Raw genomic sequence first — 21,779 nt, 5'->3', positions numbered from 1 at the left:
GCACAGGATATCCCGCGAAAGGCTGGCCAAGCGCGCCCGGCTGCGGCACACCCCTTCCCATGTCGCCATCCCGCGAATCAGAAGCCCGCGCGATCCTGAAATCGGTGTGGGGCTATGACGACTTCCGCCCCGGCCAGTGGGAGGTGATCGAAGCCGCGCTCACCGGACGCGACGTCTTCGCGGTGATGCCGACCGGCTCGGGCAAGTCGATGTGCTACCAGCTCCCGGCGCTGGTCACGGGCGGCCTCACCCTCGTCGTTTCGCCATTGATCGCGCTGATGCGCGACCAGGTCGGACAGCTCGTCCGGGCCGGCGTTTCCGCGGCCTCGCTGAACTCGATGAACAGCGAGGAGGAGGCGGCTCAGGCCTGGGACAGGCTCAATGCCGGCGATCTGAGGCTGCTCTTCGTCTCGCCGGAGCGATTGGCCGGCGAAGGATTGGTCGGCCGCCTGAAGCGTCTTGGGGTGACGCGGCTCGCCATCGACGAGGCGCATTGCGTCTCGCAATGGGGCCACGACTTCCGCCCGGAATACCGGCTTCTCGCCAAAACGCGCGAGGCGCTGGGCGGCGTGCCGGTGACGGCGCTGACCGCCACCGCCGATCGGCAGACCCAGGCCGATATCGCGAGTCAGCTCTTCCGGCAGCCGCCGCAGATGGTGGTGCATTCCTTCGACAGGCCGAATCTGAAGCTCGCCTTCGCACCGAAGGAGCAGCCGCGCCGGCAGATCGACGATTTCCTGCGCCGCCACCGCAACGGCTCGGGCATCATCTATTGCTCTTCCCGGAGCAAGACCGAAAGGCTTGCCGAAGGGCTGCGGGAAAAGGGCTGGAATGCGCTCGCCTATCACGCCGGGCTGGAGCAGGCGGAACGCAACCGCAACCAGGACATCTTCCTGCAGGAGGACGGGGTGGTCGTCTGCGCCACCATCGCCTTCGGCATGGGCATCAACAAGCCGGATGTGCGCTTCGTCGTCCATGCCGATATGCCCGGCTCGATCGAGGGCTATTACCAGGAGATCGGCCGCGCGGGGCGCGACGGGCTGCCCGCGGATACGCTGACCCTCTACGGCGTCGACGACATGTCCTTGAGACGGCGCCAGATCGACGAGAAGCCCGTCGACGACGAGCGCAAGCGCATCGAGCACAAGCGCCTGAATGCGATGATCGATCTCTGCGAGAACGCCCTGTGCCGGCGCAGCGCGCTCCTCGCCTATTTCGGCGAGGAGACGCCACCGTGCCGGCATGGCAGCGCGCCGTTCCGCTGCGATCTCTGTAGCGCTGAAGCCCCGGCCCTGCAGGACGCCACGCTCGACGCGCGCAAGCTGCTCTCGGCGGTGATCCGTTCCGGCGAGCGCTTCGGTGCCGGCCATCTCGCCGATATCCTCACGGGGACGACCACCGAGGCGATCCGTCGCCAGAACCATGACGGGCTGAAGACCTTCGGCGTCGGTGCCGACAGGCCCAAGGCGGCCTGGATGGGGCTGACGCGCAAGCTTTTCGCCGCCGGGGCTCTGGCCGAAGCCAGCGCCGAACATGGCGGTTTCCGCCTCACGCCGAAGGGTGAGGACATCCTGTTCGGTCGCGAGGCGATCGCGCTCAGGGCCGACCCCTTCGCCGAGCGGCGTTCCCGCCGCGGCGAACGCGAGGCGGCACGCGCCGACGGCCTGGACGAAGGCACGGCCGCCCTGTTCGAGCACCTGCGCAAGCTCAGGCTGCAACTCGCCCGGGAAGAGGGTGTCGCGGCCTACATCATCTTCACCGACCGCACCCTGATCGCGATGGCGCGCGAGCGTCCGCTCGGCCTCGACGAGATGCGCGCGATCGAAGGCGTCGGTGAGCGCAAGCTCACGCAGTATGGCGAGGCCTTTGTCGAGGCGATCGCGGAGTTTCCGGGGTAGGCGCTCCGGCCTGGGCAGCCGTCATTCTCGGGCGGAGCGAAGCGTAGACCCGAGAATCTCCGGCATGCGGTAACGCCGGAGCCTCCATCGGCATGAGATGCTCGGGTCAAGCCCGAGCATGACGCTCTGTTCCGACGCCGAAGACACCGGCATCAACGCGCCGACTCGCACACGCGCGCCTATGCGCGTGAAAAAGCCATCGTCTGCCCCTATATTGTCGTTTCGAATCAGGATCATCGCGGGCGCTCGCTCGCCCGTGCAAGGACGACTTCATGACCGACGCTGCGCTCAGCGCCCAGCCCGATGATTACGGCGCCGATTCCATCAAGGTTCTCAAGGGTCTGGATGCCGTCCGCAAGCGGCCGGGCATGTATATCGGCGACACCGACGACGGCTCCGGCCTGCATCACATGGTCTACGAGGTCGTCGACAACGCGATCGACGAGGCGCTGGCAGGCCATGCCGACCTCGTCACGGTGACGCTGAACGCCGACGGATCGGTCACGGTCAGCGACAACGGCCGCGGGATCCCCACCGATATCCACAGCGAGGAAGGCATCTCGGCGGCCGAGGTCATCATGACCCAGCTCCACGCCGGCGGTAAGTTCGACCAGAATTCCTACAAGGTCTCGGGCGGCCTGCACGGCGTCGGCGTCTCCGTCGTCAACGCGCTCTCGGTTTCGCTCAAGTTGCGCATCTGGCGCGGCGGGCACGAGCATTTCATGGAATTCCGCCATGGCGACGCGGTTGCCCCGCTCGCTGTGGTCGGCCCGCAGGGTGACCGGCGCGGCACCGAGGTCACCTTCCTGCCGTCGCAGGAAACCTTCACCATGGTGGAGTTCGACTACAAGACGCTGGAGCACCGGCTGCGGGAGCTCGCCTTCCTGAACTCGGGCGTGCGCATCGTCCTCACCGATGCCCGCCATGCCGAGGTCATCCGCGAAGAGCTGATGTACGATGGCGGCGTCGAGGCCTTCGTGCGCTATCTCGACCGCGCCAAGACCCCGGTGATCGAGAAGCCGATCATGCTGACCTCGGAGAAGGACGGCATCACCGTCGACGTCGCGTTGTGGTGGAACGACAGCTACCACGAGAACGTGCTCTGCTTCACCAACAACATCCCGCAGCGCGACGGCGGCACGCACCTCGCCGGCTTCCGCGCCGCGCTGACCCGCCAGATCACTGGCTACGCCGAAAGCTCGGGCATCTCGAAGAAGGAGAAGGTCTCGCTCACCGGCGACGACTGCCGCGAGGGCCTGACCGCGATCGTCTCGGTCAAGGTGCCCGATCCGAAGTTCTCCTCGCAGACCAAGGACAAGCTGGTCTCCTCGGAAGTCCGTCCGGTTGTCGAGAACGTCGTCAACCAGGCGCTGTCCGAGTGGCTGGAGGAGCATCCGAACGAGGCCAAGACCATCGTCGGCAAGGTGGCGGAAGCCGCTGCCGCGCGCGAGGCCGCCCGCAAGGCGCGCGACCTCACCCGCCGCAAAGGCGCGCTCGATATCGCCTCGCTCCCCGGCAAACTGGCTGATTGCCAGGAGCGCGATCCGGCCAAGTCCGAACTCTTCATCGTCGAGGGCGACTCGGCCGGCGGCTCGGCCAAGCAGGGCCGCGCCCGCGAATACCAGGCCGTGCTGCCGCTGCGCGGCAAGATCCTGAACGTCGAGCGGGCGCGCTTCGACAAGATGCTCTCCTCCGACCAGGTCGGCACGCTGATCACGGCGCTCGGCGCCGGCATCGGCCGGGCCGAGGCCGATCAGGGCGGCTTCAACCTGGCGAAGCTGCGCTACCACAAGATCATCATCATGACCGACGCCGACGTCGACGGCGCCCATATCCGCACGCTGCTGCTGACCTTCTTCTACCGGCAGATGCCGGAGCTGATAGATGCCGGCCATCTCTTCATCGCCCAACCGCCGCTCTACAAGGCGGCGCGCGGCAAGAGCCATGTCTATCTCAAGGATGAGCGGGCGCTGGAACAGTACCTGATCGACTCGACGCTGGACGGGGCGACCTTCCGCACCAGCGAGGGCGTCGAGCGCGGCGGCGCCGATCTGCGGGTCCTGATCGAGGAGGCCCGCAACGTCCGCAACGCGCTGTCGCAGCTGCATTCGCGCTATGACCGGCGCGTCGTCGAGCAGATGGCGATCGCCGGCGTTCTGCATCCGATCGGCGAGGACAACGAGGCCCAGGCGAACGAGGCGGCGGCCCGTGTCGCGCAACGGCTCGATGCGATCTCGGACGAGCTGGAGCGCGGCTGGGAAGGCAAGGTCAGCGAGGGCGGCTTCATCTTCTCCCGCATGGTCCGCGGCGTGAAGCAGGCGGCGACGATCGACGCCGGCCTGCTCGCCAGCGCCGAGGCCCGGAAACTCGATGCGGCGGCGGTTTCCCTGCAGGAGGCCTATTCCAAGCCGGCGGTGCTCGGCCGCAAGGGCGATTCCTTCACGATCAACGGCCCGACCGACCTGTTCGACGCGGTCTCGACCATCGGCAAGAAGGGCGTTGCGCTACAGCGCTACAAAGGGTTGGGCGAGATGAACCCCGACCAGCTCTGGGAGACGACGCTCGACCGCGACGTCCGGACCCTCCTGCGCGTCAAGAACGACCAGAACGACGAGGCCGACGATCTCTTCGTCAAGCTGATGGGCGACGTCGTCGAGCCGCGGCGCGAGTTCATCCAGACGAACGCGCTCAACGCGACGGTCGATATCTAATTCCGGCTCCGAAGCCGGCTCATCTGTTCAAAAAAGCCCGCGCAGATCGCGATCCGCGCGGGCTTTGCTTTACTTGAAGCCGATCAGAACGCCGTCCGCGCCGAGCGAAAGCTGCAGCCCCTTGCGGCGCGTGGCCAGCTTGAGGGTCACGCCTTTGTCGTTGCGCAGCCAGAGCGTGCCGCGCCCTTGGTCGCCAAGCGCCCAGCCTTCGCGCAGCTGAAGATAGGCGCCGGGGAAATCGTCGAGCCGGGTCAGCCCGTAGACGGTGCCGTTCGCCGTCAGCTTCGACGCGCCGATGCCCCCGATGCCGAGCCCGCCAGCCGTAATCGCATGATTTCGGCCGCGGAAGCTGAGCGTGCCGCCGCCCACCTGGCCTGACCCGATGAAGGCGACCTGGATTTGCTCGATGCGAACCTTGCCCGTCGCCGGGCCGAGATTGCGCTGCTGCGCGCTGGCCGGCACCGCCAGCATCAAGACCGCTACGAGCAGGGAAAGAGCCTTTGCAATGTGCTTCATCATGGTCTCCTCGCTTCAGAAGGGATTGACGTAGTTGGTGATCGCGATCTGCCGCAGCAGGACCTTGCGGATCACATGGGCCGCCTCCACGCGATCGGTAAAGATCGCCGCCGTACCGATACTGCCCGCGGGCAGGGAACGGGCGAAAGCCTCGTCGTCGAGCCTCACGCGCACCACGAAGGGAGCCGCCTTGATCGCGGTCGGCGTGACGGCCGCGCCCGAAGTCTGGACCTGCCCGGTCGAAACCGCCTGCAGGATGCTTTCGACCTTGCCCGTCTGCACCGTTCCCGGCGTCATCTTGAAGGTGAACTCGACCGGCTGCCCCGCAGCGAGATAGCGCGCATCGATCTGGTTGATCTCGATGCCGACGATCGTGTCCGCCGTATCGATGAAGGCCATGACCGGCGAGAGCGGCAGGCTGGACACGCGGGCGCCCTTGCGCAGCGCGACATTCGTGACATAGCCGTCGGCCGGTGCGCGGACCGTCGTCTTCTCCAGATTCCATTGCGCTCCGACGAGCTGGGCCCGCAATTGATCAACCGAGGCCTGCCGCTCCTCGACGTCGAAAGCGCGGCCGGTGCCCTGGGTCTGCAGCTGGGTCATCTGGGAGAGACGGGTCTCCTGAAGCTTGAGCTGCGCCTGGATCGCATCGAGCTGGGCCTGAAACGGCGTCGGATCGATCCGGAAGAGCACATCCCCGGCCTTCAATGGCTGGTTGGCCTGGACGGGAACCTCGATCACTTCGCCGGCGACGTCGGGAACGATCGCGACCGAATTGCGCACTACCAGCACGCTGCCCTGAGGGGCGCCCCAGTTCATCGGGATGAACAGGCCAATGAGCAGCAGCAGGAGGACGAGGATCGGCGAAACCTTCCAGAACAGGTTGAACGGCACGACCCTGAGCTTCACCAGGATGAAGAGCAGGGCGAGATAGGTGTTGAGAAGGACGACAATCATCGCGCCGCCTCCGCCTCGGAGGACGGATGGCCTCGCTTCGCCGGCACGTCGACATAAGCCCAGATCAGCACGACCGGCCAGAGGACGAAGCCGAGGAAGAGGGTGATCCAGCCGCCGATCGAGACCGCCTCGGCCCAGGGGTGGTTGCGCCGGCGGGCAACCATGCCCGGCCACATCGCCATGAAGACGATGACGAAGACCGTGCTGGCGACCAGCACCACCAGAACGAGCCAGGCAAAGAGATCAAGGCCGGACATTGTTGCTTCCTTCGTTCATGCGCACCCTCGAGTCGTTGGATTGAGCGGCGGCAGCGCGTTCCCCGAGCCTCGCCGTGAGGCGTCGCTCTCCTTGCGAAAGGCGATTGCAGCTCCCGCCAGCCGTGCACCCGCCTCGCGATCCCAGGTCTGACCGGCGCCGAAGAGGCTTCGCTCAAGCAGCACGATGGCCGAGCCCAGTTCGCCGGTCGAACGCGCCTGCACTTGCTGGTCGCCCGGCAGGCGCTGGAGCCATTGGATGAGCGCCCGGTAGGTTGCCGAAGCGTCTCCCGCTTTGGCCGTCCGCGCTAGCTCCTGTCGCGCCGCGGCTTCCGACGAGCGATGGCGCTGCTCGGCCCGCTGCCAGAGACCAGTCAATCTGGCGCGAAGCAGGATCAGGCCAAGAGCCAGCGCGGCGAGAACGAAGCCGGCTGCGAGCCAGAGGGGGCTCAACGTCCAACCCATCCGAGCTTCCGAACGCCCGGCGGCTGCCGCCGCGACGGTGACCGTGACGCCGGGCAGCGTTTCCGTGCGCGCCTGCTTGCCCGAGAGGCTCCACCAGGGCTGTACCAGCGCCGGCAGATCATAGGCCCCGGCCTTCTCGAAGACATAGGTGACCTTGTCGGTGCGGTGGCCTTCGACGGCACCGCGGTTGCTGCGATCCTCGACGACCGGCGGATCGGCATAGACGCGCACGCCCTCCGGCGCCGCGAATTTGAACTCGGCCATGCCGAGCGCCGGCACGCCATCCGCCTGCCGCCGGATCAGCCGGACGAGCGCGTCGCCAGGCTTGAGCTGCGCGGTCCCGGGATCAGGCGACCAGCTCTGCTCGACCCTGACGCCATCGGCAGCGAGCACCGGGCCGGATGGATCGATGCCGGGCGGCACCGTTACCGCGATCCGCATCGGCTCGCCCTTCGCCGAACCCGTCGCCTCGCCGCCCCGGTCAAGGAACGTCACGCTCGGTGCCGGAACGGCAATCTCGCCACCGCGGCGCGGGAAGAGGACGAATTCGAAGCTCTGGCCGACATAGTCCTGATCGCCGATCCGCTCCCGCATCGTCGTCGCCTGCGTCTCGAAGCGCAGAATCTGCGCACCGGGCGCCTCGAGGATGCCGACCCGCGGCGGATGAACCATCTCGCCCGGAAACAGAACCTCGACGTCGAGCCGCACCGGCTGGCCGATGACGATGCCCTGTGTAGGGTCGATCTTCGTGCGGATCACGGGCTTGCCCGCTGGCTCCTGTGCCCAGGCGAGGCCCGCAACAAGCGTGCAGATAAGGACCGCGGCGAGCCTCATGGCGCCGCTCCGCTCGGCGCTGCCTGGAGTTGATAGGCGAACTTGGCGCGCAGGAAATCGGCCGGCTGCGTCTGGACACGCTTCAGCCAGAGCGCGCGGACCTGCTCATCCGACATCGGCTTCTCGCCCTCCACCGTCGAATCCTCGCCGCCCTTCTTCGTCTTGTCGAAGACGATCTCGTCGGGCTTGTCGTCGGTGTTGCCGGTCTCGCCGCCTTCCGTCTTCTTCCGCTCGCCGCGAATCCGGGCGATCTCGCGATTCTTGAGTGCCTCCGGCCAAGCTGGGCGCAGCGCGAGCGCACGGTCATAGCGCTTCAGCGCGTCGTCATACTGGCCCAGCATCACCAGAGCGTCGCCTTGATTGAAAGCACCTTCGGCCGTGTCACGGGCAGCGAAGGCCTGGGCCGCCTCCTTGAACTCCCCGGCCCGGAACAGCGCAACGCCGCGCCAGAGCGGATCACGAAAAGCCGTTGCGGCATCCGCCGGACGATTCTGGCTCATCAACAGGCGACCACGCTGATCCGGCGTCAGCCAGAGATCGCGCCAGCCGATCCGATATCCCGCAGCCAGCAGCGCCAGGATCGCGGCAAGCGCGATGGCCGCATAGGGAGAGGACAACAGCGAGCGGGTACGTTTCATGTCAGCACCCAACCGCGGCGGAACCAGAACAGGGCCAACAGGGCGAGCAGCGGAACCAGCCAATAGCCGGCTTCGCGCCAATGCTCGCCTTCCCCCGCCACGCTGGCCGCGGCATCGCTGCTGTCGAGCCGGCGCAGGACGGCGGTGACATCGACCTGATCCGGCGTCGTCGGGATCGTCGTGGCACCCATGGCACGCGCCGCGTCGGCCACGCCGCTCGTATCGGTGTCCGGCGGCACCAGCGCGAGCAGCGTCACGGCCGGTCCCTTGTTCCCCGCCAGATCGGCCGCCGCCTCCGGCGCTATCGTATCCGCCATGACCAGGATCGAGCCGCCATCGGCGCTGCTGGCGAGCGCGCGTCTGGCCAGCGTCAGCGCCCCGGCGAGATCGTCTCCCTCCTTCGGCATGATCCGCGGCGAGAGTGCCTTGGCGAGATCGAGCACCACGCCACTGTCCGGCGTCGCCGGCAGCACGAGGTGCGCCGAACCGGCATAGGCGACGAGTGCGGTCGACGCCCCCTCTCGCGCCGCGAGAATATCGGCGAGCTTCTGCCGGGCGCGGTCGAGCCGCGTCGGCGCGAGATCCTGCGTCAGCATGGACGGAGTGACCTTGAGTACGACTGCGACGGCAGGCTTGGCCTGCGCGAAGGGCGAGGGCTCGCGCTGCCAGGCAGGGCCGGCTACGGCGAGCGTCGCGATGATCCAGGCCAGGAAGAGCCAATCCGACGGAGCGATGCGCTTGTGCCTGTCTGCCCCGACGAGGAGATAAGGCAGCAGTGCCGGATCGATGACGCCGCGCCATTGCTGCAACGCGTCCGAGCTGCGGCGCTCGATCAGCCAGAGCGCAGCCGCCGGGAGCAACGCCAGCAGCCAGAGCGGCCGCAGGAAATGGAAGGCGGCGAGCGCGTCCATCATCGCAACGCTCCCGCTATCGTTGCGGGTTCGGAAGGCTCCCGGCGCCGGTGGCGGCGCAGCAGGAACAGCGCCTGCGCAAGCAGGCTCAGCACCAGCATGGCCGCCACCGGAACCCAGTAGACGTCGAGGCGCGGGCGGAAGCTCACCGTATCGATATGGCGAGTCTCGATCTCGTCGAGCCGGCGGTAGATGTCGGAAAGCTGCGTCCGGTCGAGCGCACGGAAAAAGCCGCCGCCGGTCGCATCAGCGACCTCCTTCAGCGCGGCTTCGTCGAGCTTGTCCTCCCCCGCTGCCTGCGGATCGCCGACGGCGACCGTGTGGATGACGATGCCCTTGTCCCTGGCGACACGCGCGGCCTCGGCGGGCGGGACCTTGCTCATGGTGTCGTTGCCGTCGGTCAGCGCGATGATCGTCTTGGCCTTCACGGTGCTCTTTGCGAACAGGCCGATACCGAGGCCGATGGCATCGCCGAACGCCGTGCGTGGGCCGGCCATGCCGACATCGGTGTCGCGCAGCATGGCGCGGCACAATTCCAGATCCGTGGTGAAGGGCACGAGCGCGAAGGGCGCATCGCCGAAGACGACCACGCCGACACGATCGCCCTTGCGGCGCGAAAGAAAATCGTCGAGCACCTGTTTCACCGCGGTGAGCCGATCGACGGTCTTGCCGGTAGCGTCGACGAAATCCCTGGTATCCATCGAACCGGAGAGATCGACCAGGACGAGCAGGTCGCGGGTCGGCACCTCGCGGTGCAGAGGCGGCTCGATCCATTGCGGCCGTGCGAGCGCGGCAAGCGTCAAAAGCCAGGCCAATGTCAGCAACAGCAGGCGCCCGAGATGGCGCCGCGCGACCACGCCCCCGGAATAGGGCCTTTCCCCGCTCAACCTGGCCAAGCGCTCGAAGAAGGGCACCCGCAGACCAGCGCGTCGCTCGGCATGGGCGGGCAGTGCGAACCAGACGAGCAGCGGCAGCGGCGCGAGCAATCCGACCCAGGGATAGGCGAAGGAGAGCATCGTCACCTCCGTCCTGAGACACGGCCGTGCTGGCCTTGCAACCAGGCCCTGGCTTCGGCGAGCAGCGCCGCGCGATCCTGCGCAGGCGCGCCTTCATTCGCTGCGAACACAGCGTCCGGACGGGCGGCCAACCGGTCAAGCGGCATGCCTGCCGGCGCCGTCTCCCGGAGGAAGGTCGCCCAGGACGAGCCGGTCAGGGAGGCCACGCGCTCCCGGCCATAGGCGACCATCGCCGCGCGCTTGAGCACGGCCGAAACAGCGCCGGCCGCATCGCCGCCTTGCGCCGCCGCATCGATTTCGGCGGCGGCGCGACGCAGATAGGCGTCGGCGCGATAGCGCCGCAGGGCACGCCAGCCAGCCACGGCCAGCGCCGCGACCACCGCACCTCCCACGATCCAGACGCCCGCGGCCGGCGGCCAGAAGGAGATCGCCGGCGGCAATGCCAGATCGGCCAGATTGGCGAGGTCGCCGGGATCGGCGCTCATGACGCCCTCCCGCCAGCATTGGCGGACTTCTGCGCCTGCCGCCGGCCGATCAGCTCGCGCATCTGCTCGGCCACGTCGCGATCAGGCGAGATCGGCAGCACCGGGATGGCGCGGCTGCGGGAGAGTTCGGCAAGACGCGCCCGCCACTCGACCCGCTCATCGCGGAATCGCCGGCGCAGGGCCCCTCCCGAGGCGTCGACCTCGATCTGCGCCTGTCCCGAGCTGAAGGTCGCACGCCCGACATCCGGAAGATCCTGCTCCAGCGGGTCCTGGATGAAGACGGCCAGGACATCGTTATGGGCACACAGGCGGGTCACCAGCCGCCGGGTTTCGTCGTTCTCGCCGTCGAGATCGGAGATGATGCAGATCAGCCCGTCATGCGCCGCCATGCGCGCCGCCGCAGCGAGGGCCTCGTTGAGCCGGCCAGGTCCTTGAGCGGAGAAAGACGCGTGTTCGAGCGCGGCGTTCTGCCGGCCAACCTCGCTGAGGACACGTACGGCACCCAGGTCACGGGCCCGGGGTTTCACGGTCACGACCTCGTCGTCACCGAAGACGACAGCCCCGACGCGGTCGCCGAGGGAGGTGACACGCCAGGCCGCGAGCGCCGCGGCCTCGGCGGCGGCAACCGACTTCATCGCACGCCTGCTGCCGAAGAACATCGTGCTGCGCTGGTCGACAAGCAGGATGACCGGGCGGTCGCGCTCCTCGGAATAGACCCGCACATGCGGGCTGCCGAGCCGCGCGGTGGCGAGCCAGTCGATGGTGCGGGTGTCGTCGCCCTCGCAATAGTGCCGCAGTTCCTCGAAATTCAGGCCCCGCCCGCGCAGGCGCGAGGCATGGCGCCCAGCGAGCAGGCTATGCACGGGCTGGCGCGGCAGGAAGCTGAAACCACGCGCGCGGTGCTTGAGGCGCAGCAGGTCGTCGAGCGTGGCGAAGGCGCGGGCTCCCGCGGCCGGAGCCGGCCCTCCCGTCCTCGCCCTCTCCCGCATCAACGCCATGACGCGCCTCGCTACGCCGCAACAGCGACCTGTTTGACCACCTCGTCCAACACCGCATCGGGGCTGACGCCTTCCGCACCCGCCTCGTAGCCGAGCGAAATCCGGTGCCGCAGGCAGTCATGCGCCACGGCCTGCACATCCTCCGGCGTGACGTAGTCGCGCCCCCGCAGCCAGGCAAAGGTCCGCGAGCACTTGTCGAGCGCGAGCGTGCCGCGCGGACTGGCGCCGACCGCGATCCAGTTCTTGAGGTGGTCGCCATATTCGGCGGGCCGCCGCGTCGCTGCGATGAGCGCGACCATATAGGCCTCCACGACATCCTTCGTCGTCACCCTGTCGATCTCGGCGCGGGCATCGAAGATCGCCTGCTGCGGGATCGACGCGGGCGTCACCGGCGGCTTCGCGTTCGCGGCGGCGTTCTCGGAACGCACGAGCCGCATCACCTTCACCTCGTCCGCATCGGAGGGGTAGTCGATGCGGACATGCATCAGGAAGCGGTCCATCTGCGCCTCGGGCAGCGGATAGGTGCCCTCCTGCTCGATCGGATTCTGTGTGGCGAGAACCATGAAGAGCGGCGGCAGATCGTAGCGCTTGCCGGCCACGGTAACGTGGCGCTCCTCCATCGCCTCGAGCAAGGCCGACTGCACCTTGGGCGGGGCGCGGTTGATCTCGTCGGCCAGGACGAGATTGCCGAAGACCGGGCCCTTGCGGAATTCGAACTGTCCATCGGCACGCAGGATCTCGCCGCCGGTCACGTCGGAGGGTAGCAGATCCGGTGTGAACTGGATGCGGCTGAAGTCGGATTCGAGATTCGCCGAGAGACTCTTGATCGCCCGCGTCTTGGCGAGGCCCGGCAGCCCTTCGAGCAGGACATTGCCATTGGCCAACAGCGCGACGACGATGCGCTCGACCACCCGCTCCTGCCCGATGATGTCCGCATTCATACGGCTCTGCAGGTCATTCACGGCATCGCGCGCGGTCCGCCCGGCTCCATCCATGCCCGATCCCTCAGCTGCACCCTGGATCGGACTGTGGCGAAAGCCGAGCCCAAGTCAGCTGCGTAACCGTTACGGCGGCAGGATGGCGATCACGCCCGCGATATGACGCGGAGAGGCCCTGCGCGGCCTCATCCGGCGCCGTCAAGCGTGTAACCGTAAATGCCGGCTCGGGACGCAAGGTCCGAGCCGGCATTTGTTGATCTCACGGAATCTTGGGAACGAGATCGTTGCCGAAGCTGTCCGTCTGGCGCGCGAAGCTGTTGCTGCCGGCCTGGATATAGGCAGGTCCGCCAGAGCGCGCCGGGACCGGACCGGGATCAAGATAGCTGCGCTGCGGAGGCACCGACGTCACACTGATCTGCGGCTCCGGCGACGAAGCAGCCTCCTGGGTCGTGCAGGCACCCAGCATGGCGGCGGGGATCATGAGCGTAAGCAAGGCGGCGAAGCGGATTCTGCTGGTGTCGATCATTCGGATCCTCGGCCTCAGCCGTCCTTATGTTGCGTAGTTGCAGTGCATCTCTAGAGGGATCAGCGCTCGCGGACAACGCAACGAAAGCCGACATGGCTGGTGGACGTATCGATCGGCTCGGCGTGACGAGCCGCCGGCCGATAGCGCCGGCAATAATTCGGCGCGCAGAGATGCGAGCCGCCCTTCAGGACCTTGCGCGGGATGCGGACGGCGGGCTGGCGCGGATCGTAGCTTTCGGCTTCCGGGCCGCCGCGCGGGTTCTGCGGCACGCAGCAGGCCTTCGGCGCGTCTCCCTGGTGACGCACAGACCAGAAATCGGCTGTCCACTCCCAGACATTGCCGATCATGTCGTAGAGACCATAGCCGTTCGGCGGGAAGGCTCCGACCGGCGAGGTACGAGCCCAGCCGTCCTCCTTGGTGTTCTCGAACGGGAAGTTCCCCTGCCAGACATTGGCCATGTGCCGGCCATCCGGCATGAGCTCGTCGCCCCAGGCGAATTCAGAGTCCTCGCGGCCGCCCCAGGCGGCGAACTCCCATTCCGCCTCGGTCGGCAGCGCCTTGCCGGCCCAGGCCGCATAGGCCTCGGCATCGCGATAGGCGACATGGACGACGGGGTGATCGTCCAGCCCCTTGAGCGACGAGCCGGCGCCATAGGGCTTGCGCCAGGTCGCACCGAACTTGAAGGTCCACCATTGCGACCAGTCACGCAGATCGACGGGATGCGAAGGCGGGTCGAACATCAGCGACCCCGCCCGCAGCATATGCGGCAAGGCGCCGGGGTAATCCTTCGGATCCGGCGCGATCTCGGCAAAGGTGACATGGCCCGTCGCCGCGACGAACGCCCGGAACTGCCGGTTCGTCACCGGCGTCGCATCGATCCAGAAGGGCGCGACGCCGGCCCGGTGGCTCGGCGCCTCCTCGGCATAGTGATCGTCCGAGCCCATCCGGAACAGGCCGCCGGGGAGATGCACCATTCCATCCGTCCCGGCGCGGGCTTCGATATCCGCGGCATCAGCCATGGTCCCGGTCTCCCTTGCCGTTCTTGCGCTCGCCATCGTCGACAAGCTGCTTGCGCGCCTTCGCCATCGCCTTTAGCAGATCGTCATCGACGGGTGGAAAGCGCGGATCGAGCCGCTCGAGGGCTTCCACGATCGTCGCCGCCACGACGAGCCGCGTGAACCATTTATTGTCGGCCGGCACGACATGCCAGGGTGCCGACTTTGTCGCGGTGGCGGCGATCGCAGCCTGATAGGCTCGCTGGTAATCGTCCCAATGCTCGCGCTCGACGATATCGTTCAGATCGAACTTCCAGTGCTTGTCGGGCTCGTCGATGCGCGCGAGCAACCGACGTTTCTGCTCCTCCCGGGAGAGGTTCAGGAAGAACTTCAGCACCACGGTGCCGTTACGCCCGAGATGTTTCTCGAAGTCGCGAATGCTCTCGAAGCGCTTCGTCCAGAGCTCTTCGCCGACAGGCTCGGGCGGCAGATTCTGCTTGCGCAGCAGTTCCTCATGGACGCGCACGACCAGAACCTCCTCGTAATAGGAGCGGTTGAAGATGACGATTTCGCCACGCTCCGGCAGCTTGCAGTTCGCCGGCCACAGGAAGTCGTGGCGAAGCTCCGCCAGGCTCGGAGCCTTGAAGGAATGCACGATGCAACCCTGCGGGTTCACACCGGACATGACATGCTTGATCGTGCTGTCCTTGCCTGCGGTGTCGATCGCCTGCAGGACGATCAGGATCGACCAGCGTCGCTCGGCGTAGAGGCGCTCCTGGAGGTCGTGCAGGCGCTTGACGCCGGCCTGAAGCAGCTCCCTCGCCTCTTGTTTCTCGATGTCGAGACCGCAGGTTTCGGCCGGATCGAACTGCTTGAGCCGGAAGCTGTCGCCATCGGCGACCCGGAAACGCGCGATGATGTCATCCGGCCGCATCGCCAACCCTTTCTCGCGAAGATCGGCCGCGCAGGCAGCACCGCGGCATTCTACTACACTTCTCCTGCTTGGATCGCATGGCGCCCCAAGAAGGCGCAATCGCCATTTGCGACGACGGCGCCTCCTGTTCCGGCTGGGGAGCCCGCTTTCGCGGACTCCCTCGTTCGGCCGCTACTTGGAGGCGCCAGCCCGGTCCAGATTGCGCATGAGAGAATCGATCATCTGGTCGACGCTGAAGCTCGCCGGACGCTGGCTCGGCGGATACTCCTTGAAGGTCTGCAGGAACGGCGCAACCTTCCAGACGCCGTACTGGACCAGATAGGCGTTCTTGGCGAGCCAGTCGTAATACTGATCCGAGACGCTATCCGCCCGCTCCATCGGGTCCATGCGCAAATTGAAGATCTTCGGCACACGCAGGCAGGTGAAGGGATTCGCCCAGACCAGCAGTCCGCCGGGAGCACGCTGTTCGCAGAACACGATCTTCCAGTCGTTGTAACGATAGGAGACGAGCTCGCCGTCGTCGTTGAAGTAGAAGAACTCGTTGCGGGCCGATTTTGGCTGCTGGCCGGTCAGGTATGGCAGCTGGTTGTAGCCATCGAGATGCACCTTGGCCTGCTGGTTGCCCAGCGTCGTGCCCTTGGCGAGCTTGTCCTTGATATCGGCATCGCCGGCGGCGGCGACCAGCGTCGGGAACCAGTCAAGGCCGGAGACCATCTCGTTCGAGACCTCGCCCGCCTTGATCTTGCCGGGCCAGCGGATCATTGCCGGCACGCGGAAGGCTCCTTCCCAGTTCGTGTCCTTCTCCGAACGGAACTGCGTGGTCGCCGCGTCGGGCCACGACCATTGGTTCGGGCCGTTGTCGGTGGTGTAGATCACGATGGTGTTGTTCGCGATGCCGAGATCGTCGAGCGATTTCAGGAGCTTGCCGACATCCTCGTCATGCTCGAGCATGCCATCGGCGTAATCGTTGCCCGGCATGCCGCTGCGGCCCTTCATCGACTCGCGGACATGGGTAAAGGCATGCATCCGCGTCGTGTTCATCCAGGTGAAGAAGGGCTTCTGCGCCTTCACCTGCCGCTGCATGAAGTCGATCGCGGCCGCGGTGGTCTCGTCGTCGATCGTCTCCATCCGTTTGGCGGTCAGCGGCCCGGTGTCTTCGATCTTGCCGTCGGCCGAGGTCTTGAGCACGCCGCGCGGTGAATTGGATTTGACGAAGTTGGTGTCGTTCTTCGGATAATAGGGACGTTCCGGCTCTTCCTCGGCATTGAGATGGTAGAGATTGCCGAAGAATTCGTCGAAACCGTGCCGGGTCGGCAGATATTCGTCGCGATCGCCGAGATGATTCTTGCCGAACTGGCCGGTAGCATAGCCGAGAGGCTTCAGCGCCTGGGCTATGGTGACATCACGGTCCTGCAACCCGACAGCCGCGCCGGGGATGCCGACCTTGCAAAGCCCGGTCCGCAGGCAGACCTGCCCGGTGATGAAAGTGGAACGGCCGGCCGTGCAGCTGTTCTCGGCGTAGTAGTCGGTGAACATCGTGCCTTCTTTGGCGATGCGATCGATGTTCGGTGTCCGATAGCCAACGAGCCCGTGGGAATAGGCGCTGATATTGCTCTGCCCGACATCGTCGCCGAAGATGACGAGAATGTTGGGCCGGGCCGGCGCCGAGGCGGGGGCAGGCTGCTGGGCCTTTACCGGCCCGGAAAAGCCCAGCACAGCGGCAAGCGCCGCCGCTGCCGCTGCGGCCAGGAATTTTTGGCGTTCCATGAAATGCTCCTGGTTTGGCATCGCAACCGTGGAGACATCGCTGACTCAGCGTTCGTCGCGCACGCGGCAGGAAGCATCGCATGAGGCAATTTCGCGCTTAAGCTTGTAACGGTTACGGCCTCGCGCCGGCGCGAGCGCGCCGACGCAGGCCGATGGCGGCAGAGATCGCGCTCGTCGCATCGGCGGCCAGATCGTCGATGCGCTCATAGCCGCCCGTGTTCGCGACCATGTAGTCCCGGAAGCTGGTGGCCAGGATTTCGCCCGTGCTGAGATCACCCAGGCGCCACGCGTAGCGCATCGCGGCATCGACGGGACGGACGGCGATATCGAGCGAGAACGCCTCGTGCGGCTTGCAGTAGATGGCCTTGATCGCATCGGCCGCCGCCCGGCGCTCATATGGCGGCACGATCCGGATGATGAAAGACGCCCTCTGCAGCATCACGGCGAGCCCATCGACGAAGAGCTCGGCGCGCGCCGCCATGTCTTCGTTCCCACGCCCGGTATGATCTTGCAGGATCACCTGCGCCGCGAATGAAGAGGGGTCGGCCATGCTCTCGCCGAGGCCATCAGCCGCTTCCGCGCCACAGGCGTGGGAAACCCAGGCGAAAGCCGGGACATAGCTGCCCTTGGGAAGCGAAATCCTGACCGTCGCATCAGACCCCGCCTGCTCATAGTAGGATGCCAGGGCCGCTCTCAAGCGGGTCGCCTCGATCCTGACGATCGGATCCGTCGTCGGATCAAAGGCTTCGTCGCGGCCGAAAACATCGACGCCGATCGTATAGGCCTTGATGCGATCCGCCGAGCCTTTGACGGCCTGTGTCACGACGAATGACAGGAAACGTCGGTTGCGTTCGGAGAGACGCAGCTCGTCGGAGGTCAGCAATCGTTCGAGAGCTCCGATAACCTGATCGGAACCCGGCGGATCCCGCCCATCTTTCAAGCTTTCGCCCATCGCTTCGTCCCCGCCACTGGACTGAAACCACGCCGATATTTGCCGCGTGCAGTATGGCGCGCAGTCAATCCCGTCAGCAAGCCTGAATCCGCATGGCGCGCCAGCGATTATTCGAGACCTTAAGAAATCCGGTTCAAGATATCTTGCTCTGTCGCGATCATCAAAGAACGATATTCCTGGGCTCGTTCCAAGGCGGCGGGCGATGAGGACTTGTCCCAATAGGAAGCAGCGTCGCAGGCAACCTCATACGCCTCGCATAGTTCTGCGAACCGCGCATCGCTGTCGAACCGTGTCTTCAGCGCCGTGCGGTTCTGTGGCCACCGGAGCATCAGGCGAGCCAAACCGCGTCTTTGCGCCTTTTCCATCGGCCGCGCTTTCATCAGTCGAAAGGGCACCCGGCCATTGTGGCTCCGTTCATCGCTTTCTGACATCGTGTAACCGTAACAATGCCGGCCTTTGCAGCCAGCAACGGAAAGCCGCGCTCCTTGACGACACAAGCAAATCGGTCCAGCGTCGACGTCAAAGGGCAGGGAAATCGATCATGCGGCGCATTGGGACGGCCGTCTTCGCAGCAACGGCCTGCGTCGTCGCCAGTGCAATTCCCGATACGGCGTTTGCCACCGAAGGCGGCACAAGCCTTTACGTCCCCGGTCTTCGTGGCCCGGGCGCCGGCATCGTGCCGCCGCCCGGATTCTACTTCGAGAACGATGTCTATTCGTATTCGGGGCGCCTCTCGGCGGGCCGGCAGACGCAGATCGGCGGCGCCGTCCTCGCCAATGTGAAGGTTGAGGCGCGGGTCGACTTCGCCACGCCGACCTGGGTGACGCCGCTCGAAATTCTCGGCGGCAATCTGGGCTTCGCCCTGACGCTGCCTTTCGGCCAGCCGCGCGTCAGTGCGGGCGCGCTGATCGCCGCGCCCCGCTCCGGCCGCGCCTTTGGTGCAAAACTGCGGGATTCGGCCTTCCTGTTCGGCGACCCCGTCGTCACCAGCTTCGTCGGCTGGCACGCCGGCAACTTCCATTGGCAGGTCGGCGGCGCGGTCAACATTCCATCGGGCACCTATCGCGCCGACTCGCTGTCCAACCTGTCGTTCAACCGCTGGATCGGCGATCTCTACGCCGCCGCGACCTGGCTCGATCCGAAGATCGGCCTCGACATCTCCGGTGCGGTCGGCTTCGAGATCAACGGCAAGAACGACGCTACCGACTACACGAGCGGCAATGCCGTGCATGTCGACGTCGCCGTCAGCCAATATCTCAGCAAGGAAATCTCGGTCGGAGCGCTGTTCGCTCACTATCAGCAGATCACCGGGGACAGCGGCTCGGGTGCCGTGCTCGGCCCCTACAAGGGCCGGGTCACCGCTGTCGGCGGAACGATCGGCTATTCCTTCGTCGTCGCCGGAACACCGGTCACGACCCGCCTCAAGATCCTGCGCGAGGTGAACGTCGAGAACCGGCCGCAGGGGACGATAGGCCTCCTGAGCGTCGCCTTCCCGCTCGGCCCTGTCGCGCAGGCGGCAGCACCTCCGGAGCCCGTGCCCGGCGCCCGCGTGGTGAAGTACTGACCCGTCTCCGCCTGTCGATCTGCCGGAGACCGGCGTCCTGCCGCGCTTTTCAGGCGATCGGTAAGGAGTTACTGGGCTTTCACGGCGAGAGGGTTCACGCTCCGCGCCGTTCTTGCCGACAGCCCCAGTATTCTCCGGACCATGGCCCAGACAACCCCAGCCACTCAGGCGTTGAAACGCCTCGGCATCGGCTTCCAACTGCGCGGTTACACCTATGATCCGAATGCCGAGCGTGTCGGACTGCAGGCGGCCGAGGCGCTGGGCGAACCGGCAAGCCGCGTGCTCAAGACGCTGATCGCGCAGGTCGACGGCAAACCCGTCTGCATCGTGCTCGCCTCCGATCGCGAAGCCAGCATGAAGAAGGTCGCGGCGGCCTTCGGCGGCAAGTCGGCGGCAATGATGCCGGTGCCCGACGCCGAGCGGCTGACCGGCTACAAGGTCGGCGGTGTCAGCCCCTTCGGCCAGAAGCGCAAGCTACCGACGATCATCGACGAAGCGGCGTCGGGCGAGGCGCTTGTTTACGTCAATGGCGGGCAACGCGGCCTGCAGATCGCGCTGGCGCCGGCAGATCTGCTCAGCGCCGCCGGCGCCCGCAGCGCCCCGCTCTCAGCCTGATCGCGGCCTCACGCCGCCTTTCCCGCCGGCTCCCGATGGCTTAGTGGCACGGGGCGCCGCTTCCCAAGGTTTCCAAACGCATGATTCGTCTCGAAAACATCAGCAAGCAAAACGGAAAGCAGATCGTCTTCATCGAGGCGTCTGCCGGGCTCTTGAAGGGCGAGAAGGTCGGGCTCGTCGGTCCCAACGGCGCCGGCAAGACCACGCTGTTCCGAATGATCACCGGTGAGGAGGCGCCCGACGAAGGCGTGGTCTCGACCGATCGCGGCATCACCGTCGGCTATTTCAGCCAGGATGTCGGTGAGATGGCCGGGCGCAGCGCCGTTGCTGAGGTTATGGATGGCGCAGGCCCCGTCAGCACGGTCGCGGCCGAGCTCGCCGAACTCGAAGCCGCCATGGTCGATCCCGAACGCGCCGACGAGATGGAGGATATCATCGCGCGCTACGGCGAGGTGCAGGGCCGCTTCGAGGAGCTCGACGGCTATGCGCTGGACGGCAGGGCGCGCGAGGTGCTCGCGGGCCTCGGCTTCAGCGAGGAGATGATGGAGGGCGATGTCGGCGGCCTCTCCGGCGGCTGGAAGATGCGCGTCGCGCTCGCCCGCATCCTGCTGATGCGCCCCGACGCGATGCTGCTCGACGAGCCCTCGAACCATCTCGATCTCGAAAGCCTGATCTGGCTGGAATCCTTCCTCAAGAACTATGACGGCGCCGTGCTGATGACCTCGCATGACCGCGAGTTCATGAACCGCATCGTCGGCAAGATCATCGAGATCGATGGCGGCGCGCTGACGAGCTATTCCGGCGATTACGAGTTCTACCAGCAGCAGCGCGCGCTGGCCGAAAAGCAGATGCAGGCGCAGTTCGAGCGCCAGCAGGCGATGCTCGCCAAGGAGATCGCCTTCATCGAGCGCTTCAAGGCTCGCGCCTCGCACGCGGCGCAGGTGCAGAGCCGGGTCAAGAAGCTGGACAAGATCGAGCGCGTCGAGCCGCCGCGGCGGCGCCAGAGCGTCGCCTTCGAGTTCCAGCCGGCGCCGCGCTCGGGCGACGACGTGGTCAGCATCAAGAACGTCAACAAGGCCTATGGCAGCCGCAGCATCTATGACGGGCTGAACTTCCAGATCCAGCGCAAGGAGCGCTGGTGCGTGCTCGGCGTCAACGGCGCCGGCAAGTCGACGCTGCTGAAGCTCGTCACCGGCACGACGGAGCCCGATGCAGGCACGGTCAATATCGGCGCCAGCGTCAAGCTCGGCTATTTCGCCCAGCACGCCATGGAGGTGCTCGACGGCGAGCGCACCGTGTTCGAGGCGCTGGAGGATCGCTTCCCGCAGGCCGGGCAAGGTTCGCTCCGCTCGCTCGCAGGCTGCTTCGGGTTTTCGGGCGACGATGTCGAGAAGCGCTGCCGCGTGCTCTCGGGCGGCGAGAAGGCGCGGCTGGTCATGGCGATGATGCTCTACGATCCGCCGAATTTCCTGGTGCTGGACGAGCCGACCAACCACTTGGACATCGCGACCAAGGAGATGCTGATCACGGCGCTCTCGCAATATGAGGGCACGATGCTCTTCGTCAGCCACGACCGGCATTTCCTCGCCGCGCTCTCCAACCGCCTGCTGGAGCTGACGCCCGAGGGCGTCCATGCCTATGGCGGCGGCTATACAGAATACGTCGCCCGCACCGGGCAGGAAGCGCCGGGGCTGCGGAGCTAGGCGCGGGAAGCACACCGTCATTCTCGGGCGGAGCGAAGCGCAGACCCGAGAATCTCTGGCAGGAAGAGGCTCCCGAGCCTCCACGTCCTGAGATGCTCGGGT

General features: G+C 66.3%; 21 protein-coding genes. 5 read left to right on the top strand and 16 right to left on the bottom strand.

Going from position 1 to position 21,779, the window contains the following annotated elements; translation table 11 throughout:
- Positions 1–59 precede the first annotated feature (59 nt).
- Positions 60–1,898: a DNA helicase RecQ gene (gene recQ / locus AC1DNE_RS18885; RefSeq protein WP_441471314.1), complete on the top strand. Its 1,839-nt coding sequence runs from the start codon at positions 60–62 to the stop codon at positions 1,896–1,898.
- Positions 1,899–2,170: 272 nt separating this feature from the next.
- Entirely contained in the window at positions 2,171–4,609 is a 2,439-nt protein-coding gene (gene gyrB / locus AC1DNE_RS18880; RefSeq protein ID WP_441471313.1) for a DNA topoisomerase (ATP-hydrolyzing) subunit B, read from the top strand.
- Between the two features lie 69 nt (positions 4,610–4,678).
- On the opposite strand, the gene AC1DNE_RS18875 is transcribed toward gyrB, so the two are convergent.
- From AC1DNE_RS18875 to AC1DNE_RS18800, 16 genes are all read right to left on the bottom strand, one after another.
- Complete coding sequence (locus AC1DNE_RS18875; protein WP_441471238.1) at positions 4,679–5,080, bottom strand: hypothetical protein; 402 nt, start codon at positions 5,078–5,080, stop codon at positions 4,679–4,681.
- 60 nt (positions 5,081–5,140) lie between these two features.
- Positions 5,141–6,082 carry an HlyD family secretion protein gene (locus tag AC1DNE_RS18870; protein WP_441471237.1) on the bottom strand — a complete coding sequence of 314 codons (942 nt, stop codon included), beginning with the start codon at positions 6,080–6,082 and terminating at the stop codon, positions 5,141–5,143.
- Complete coding sequence (locus AC1DNE_RS18865; protein ID WP_476766732.1) at positions 6,079–6,339, bottom strand: DUF3302 domain-containing protein; 261 nt, start codon at positions 6,337–6,339, stop codon at positions 6,079–6,081. Before AC1DNE_RS18865 ends, AC1DNE_RS18870 begins: the two co-directional genes overlap by 4 nt.
- Before the next feature lie 15 nt (positions 6,340–6,354).
- Positions 6,355–7,635, bottom strand: coding sequence for a BatD family protein (locus AC1DNE_RS18860; RefSeq protein ID WP_441471235.1), 1,281 nt, complete (start codon positions 7,633–7,635; stop codon positions 6,355–6,357).
- Positions 7,632–8,273 (bottom strand): tetratricopeptide repeat protein, encoded by a 642-nt coding sequence (locus tag AC1DNE_RS18855; protein WP_441471234.1) that lies wholly within the window; start codon positions 8,271–8,273, stop codon positions 7,632–7,634. The genes AC1DNE_RS18860 and AC1DNE_RS18855 overlap by 4 nt, the downstream gene beginning before the upstream one ends.
- Positions 8,270–9,187, bottom strand: a complete 918-nt coding sequence (locus tag AC1DNE_RS18850; protein WP_441471233.1) for a VWA domain-containing protein — start codon at positions 9,185–9,187, stop codon at positions 8,270–8,272. Before AC1DNE_RS18850 ends, AC1DNE_RS18855 begins: the two co-directional genes overlap by 4 nt.
- Complete coding sequence (locus AC1DNE_RS18845; protein WP_476841150.1) at positions 9,184–10,200, bottom strand: VWA domain-containing protein; 1,017 nt, start codon at positions 10,198–10,200, stop codon at positions 9,184–9,186. The genes AC1DNE_RS18850 and AC1DNE_RS18845 overlap by 4 nt, the downstream gene beginning before the upstream one ends.
- A gap of 2 nt (positions 10,201–10,202) precedes the next feature.
- Positions 10,203–10,685 carry a DUF4381 domain-containing protein gene (locus tag AC1DNE_RS18840; RefSeq protein ID WP_476766730.1) on the bottom strand — a complete coding sequence of 161 codons (483 nt, stop codon included), beginning with the start codon at positions 10,683–10,685 and terminating at the stop codon, positions 10,203–10,205.
- Positions 10,682–11,683 carry a DUF58 domain-containing protein gene (locus tag AC1DNE_RS18835; protein WP_476766729.1) on the bottom strand — a complete coding sequence of 334 codons (1,002 nt, stop codon included), beginning with the start codon at positions 11,681–11,683 and terminating at the stop codon, positions 10,682–10,684. The genes AC1DNE_RS18840 and AC1DNE_RS18835 overlap by 4 nt, the downstream gene beginning before the upstream one ends.
- Positions 11,684–11,694: 11 nt before the next feature.
- Complete coding sequence (locus tag AC1DNE_RS18830; RefSeq protein ID WP_476810532.1) at positions 11,695–12,678, bottom strand: AAA family ATPase; 984 nt, start codon at positions 12,676–12,678, stop codon at positions 11,695–11,697.
- A 202-nt stretch (positions 12,679–12,880) separates the two neighbouring features.
- Positions 12,881–13,147 (bottom strand): hypothetical protein, encoded by a 267-nt coding sequence (locus AC1DNE_RS18825; RefSeq protein ID WP_441471227.1) that lies wholly within the window; start codon positions 13,145–13,147, stop codon positions 12,881–12,883.
- A gap of 59 nt (positions 13,148–13,206) precedes the next feature.
- Complete coding sequence (locus AC1DNE_RS18820) at positions 13,207–14,166, bottom strand: formylglycine-generating enzyme family protein (RefSeq protein WP_476766727.1); 960 nt, start codon at positions 14,164–14,166, stop codon at positions 13,207–13,209.
- The gene (locus AC1DNE_RS18815; protein ID WP_476766726.1) at positions 14,159–15,076 is read right to left on the bottom strand and encodes a PPK2 family polyphosphate kinase; all 918 of its coding nucleotides are present in this window, start codon (positions 15,074–15,076) and stop codon (positions 14,159–14,161) included. Before AC1DNE_RS18815 ends, AC1DNE_RS18820 begins: the two co-directional genes overlap by 8 nt.
- 171 nt (positions 15,077–15,247) lie before the next feature.
- A complete protein-coding gene (locus AC1DNE_RS18810; RefSeq protein ID WP_441471224.1) occupies positions 15,248–16,843 on the bottom strand; it encodes an arylsulfatase in 1,596 nt (531 codons plus the stop codon).
- Positions 16,844–16,955: 112 nt separating this feature from the next.
- Entirely contained in the window at positions 16,956–17,726 is a 771-nt protein-coding gene (locus AC1DNE_RS18805) for a hypothetical protein (RefSeq protein ID WP_476766725.1), read from the bottom strand.
- A gap of 188 nt (positions 17,727–17,914) precedes the next feature.
- Complete coding sequence (locus AC1DNE_RS18800; protein ID WP_476766724.1) at positions 17,915–18,226, bottom strand: hypothetical protein; 312 nt, start codon at positions 18,224–18,226, stop codon at positions 17,915–17,917.
- Positions 18,227–18,336: 110 nt separating this feature from the next.
- Between AC1DNE_RS18800 and AC1DNE_RS18795 the strand changes: the two genes are divergently transcribed.
- The 3 genes from AC1DNE_RS18795 (at position 18,337) to AC1DNE_RS18785 (ending at position 21,677) form a co-directional block, all read left to right on the top strand.
- The gene (locus AC1DNE_RS18795) at positions 18,337–19,359 is read left to right on the top strand and encodes a SphA family protein (protein WP_476766723.1); all 1,023 of its coding nucleotides are present in this window, start codon (positions 18,337–18,339) and stop codon (positions 19,357–19,359) included.
- A gap of 141 nt (positions 19,360–19,500) precedes the next feature.
- Positions 19,501–19,974, top strand: a complete 474-nt coding sequence (ybaK, locus tag AC1DNE_RS18790; RefSeq protein ID WP_476766722.1) for a Cys-tRNA(Pro) deacylase — start codon at positions 19,501–19,503, stop codon at positions 19,972–19,974.
- 80 nt (positions 19,975–20,054) lie between these two features.
- Positions 20,055–21,677, top strand: a complete 1,623-nt coding sequence (locus AC1DNE_RS18785) for an ABC-F family ATP-binding cassette domain-containing protein (RefSeq protein ID WP_476841149.1) — start codon at positions 20,055–20,057, stop codon at positions 21,675–21,677.
- Positions 21,678–21,779 lie beyond the last annotated feature (102 nt).

Source organism: Allobosea sp. 05L423, assembly GCF_056397745.1.
This window is presented reverse-complemented; position numbering and strand designations above follow the sequence as displayed.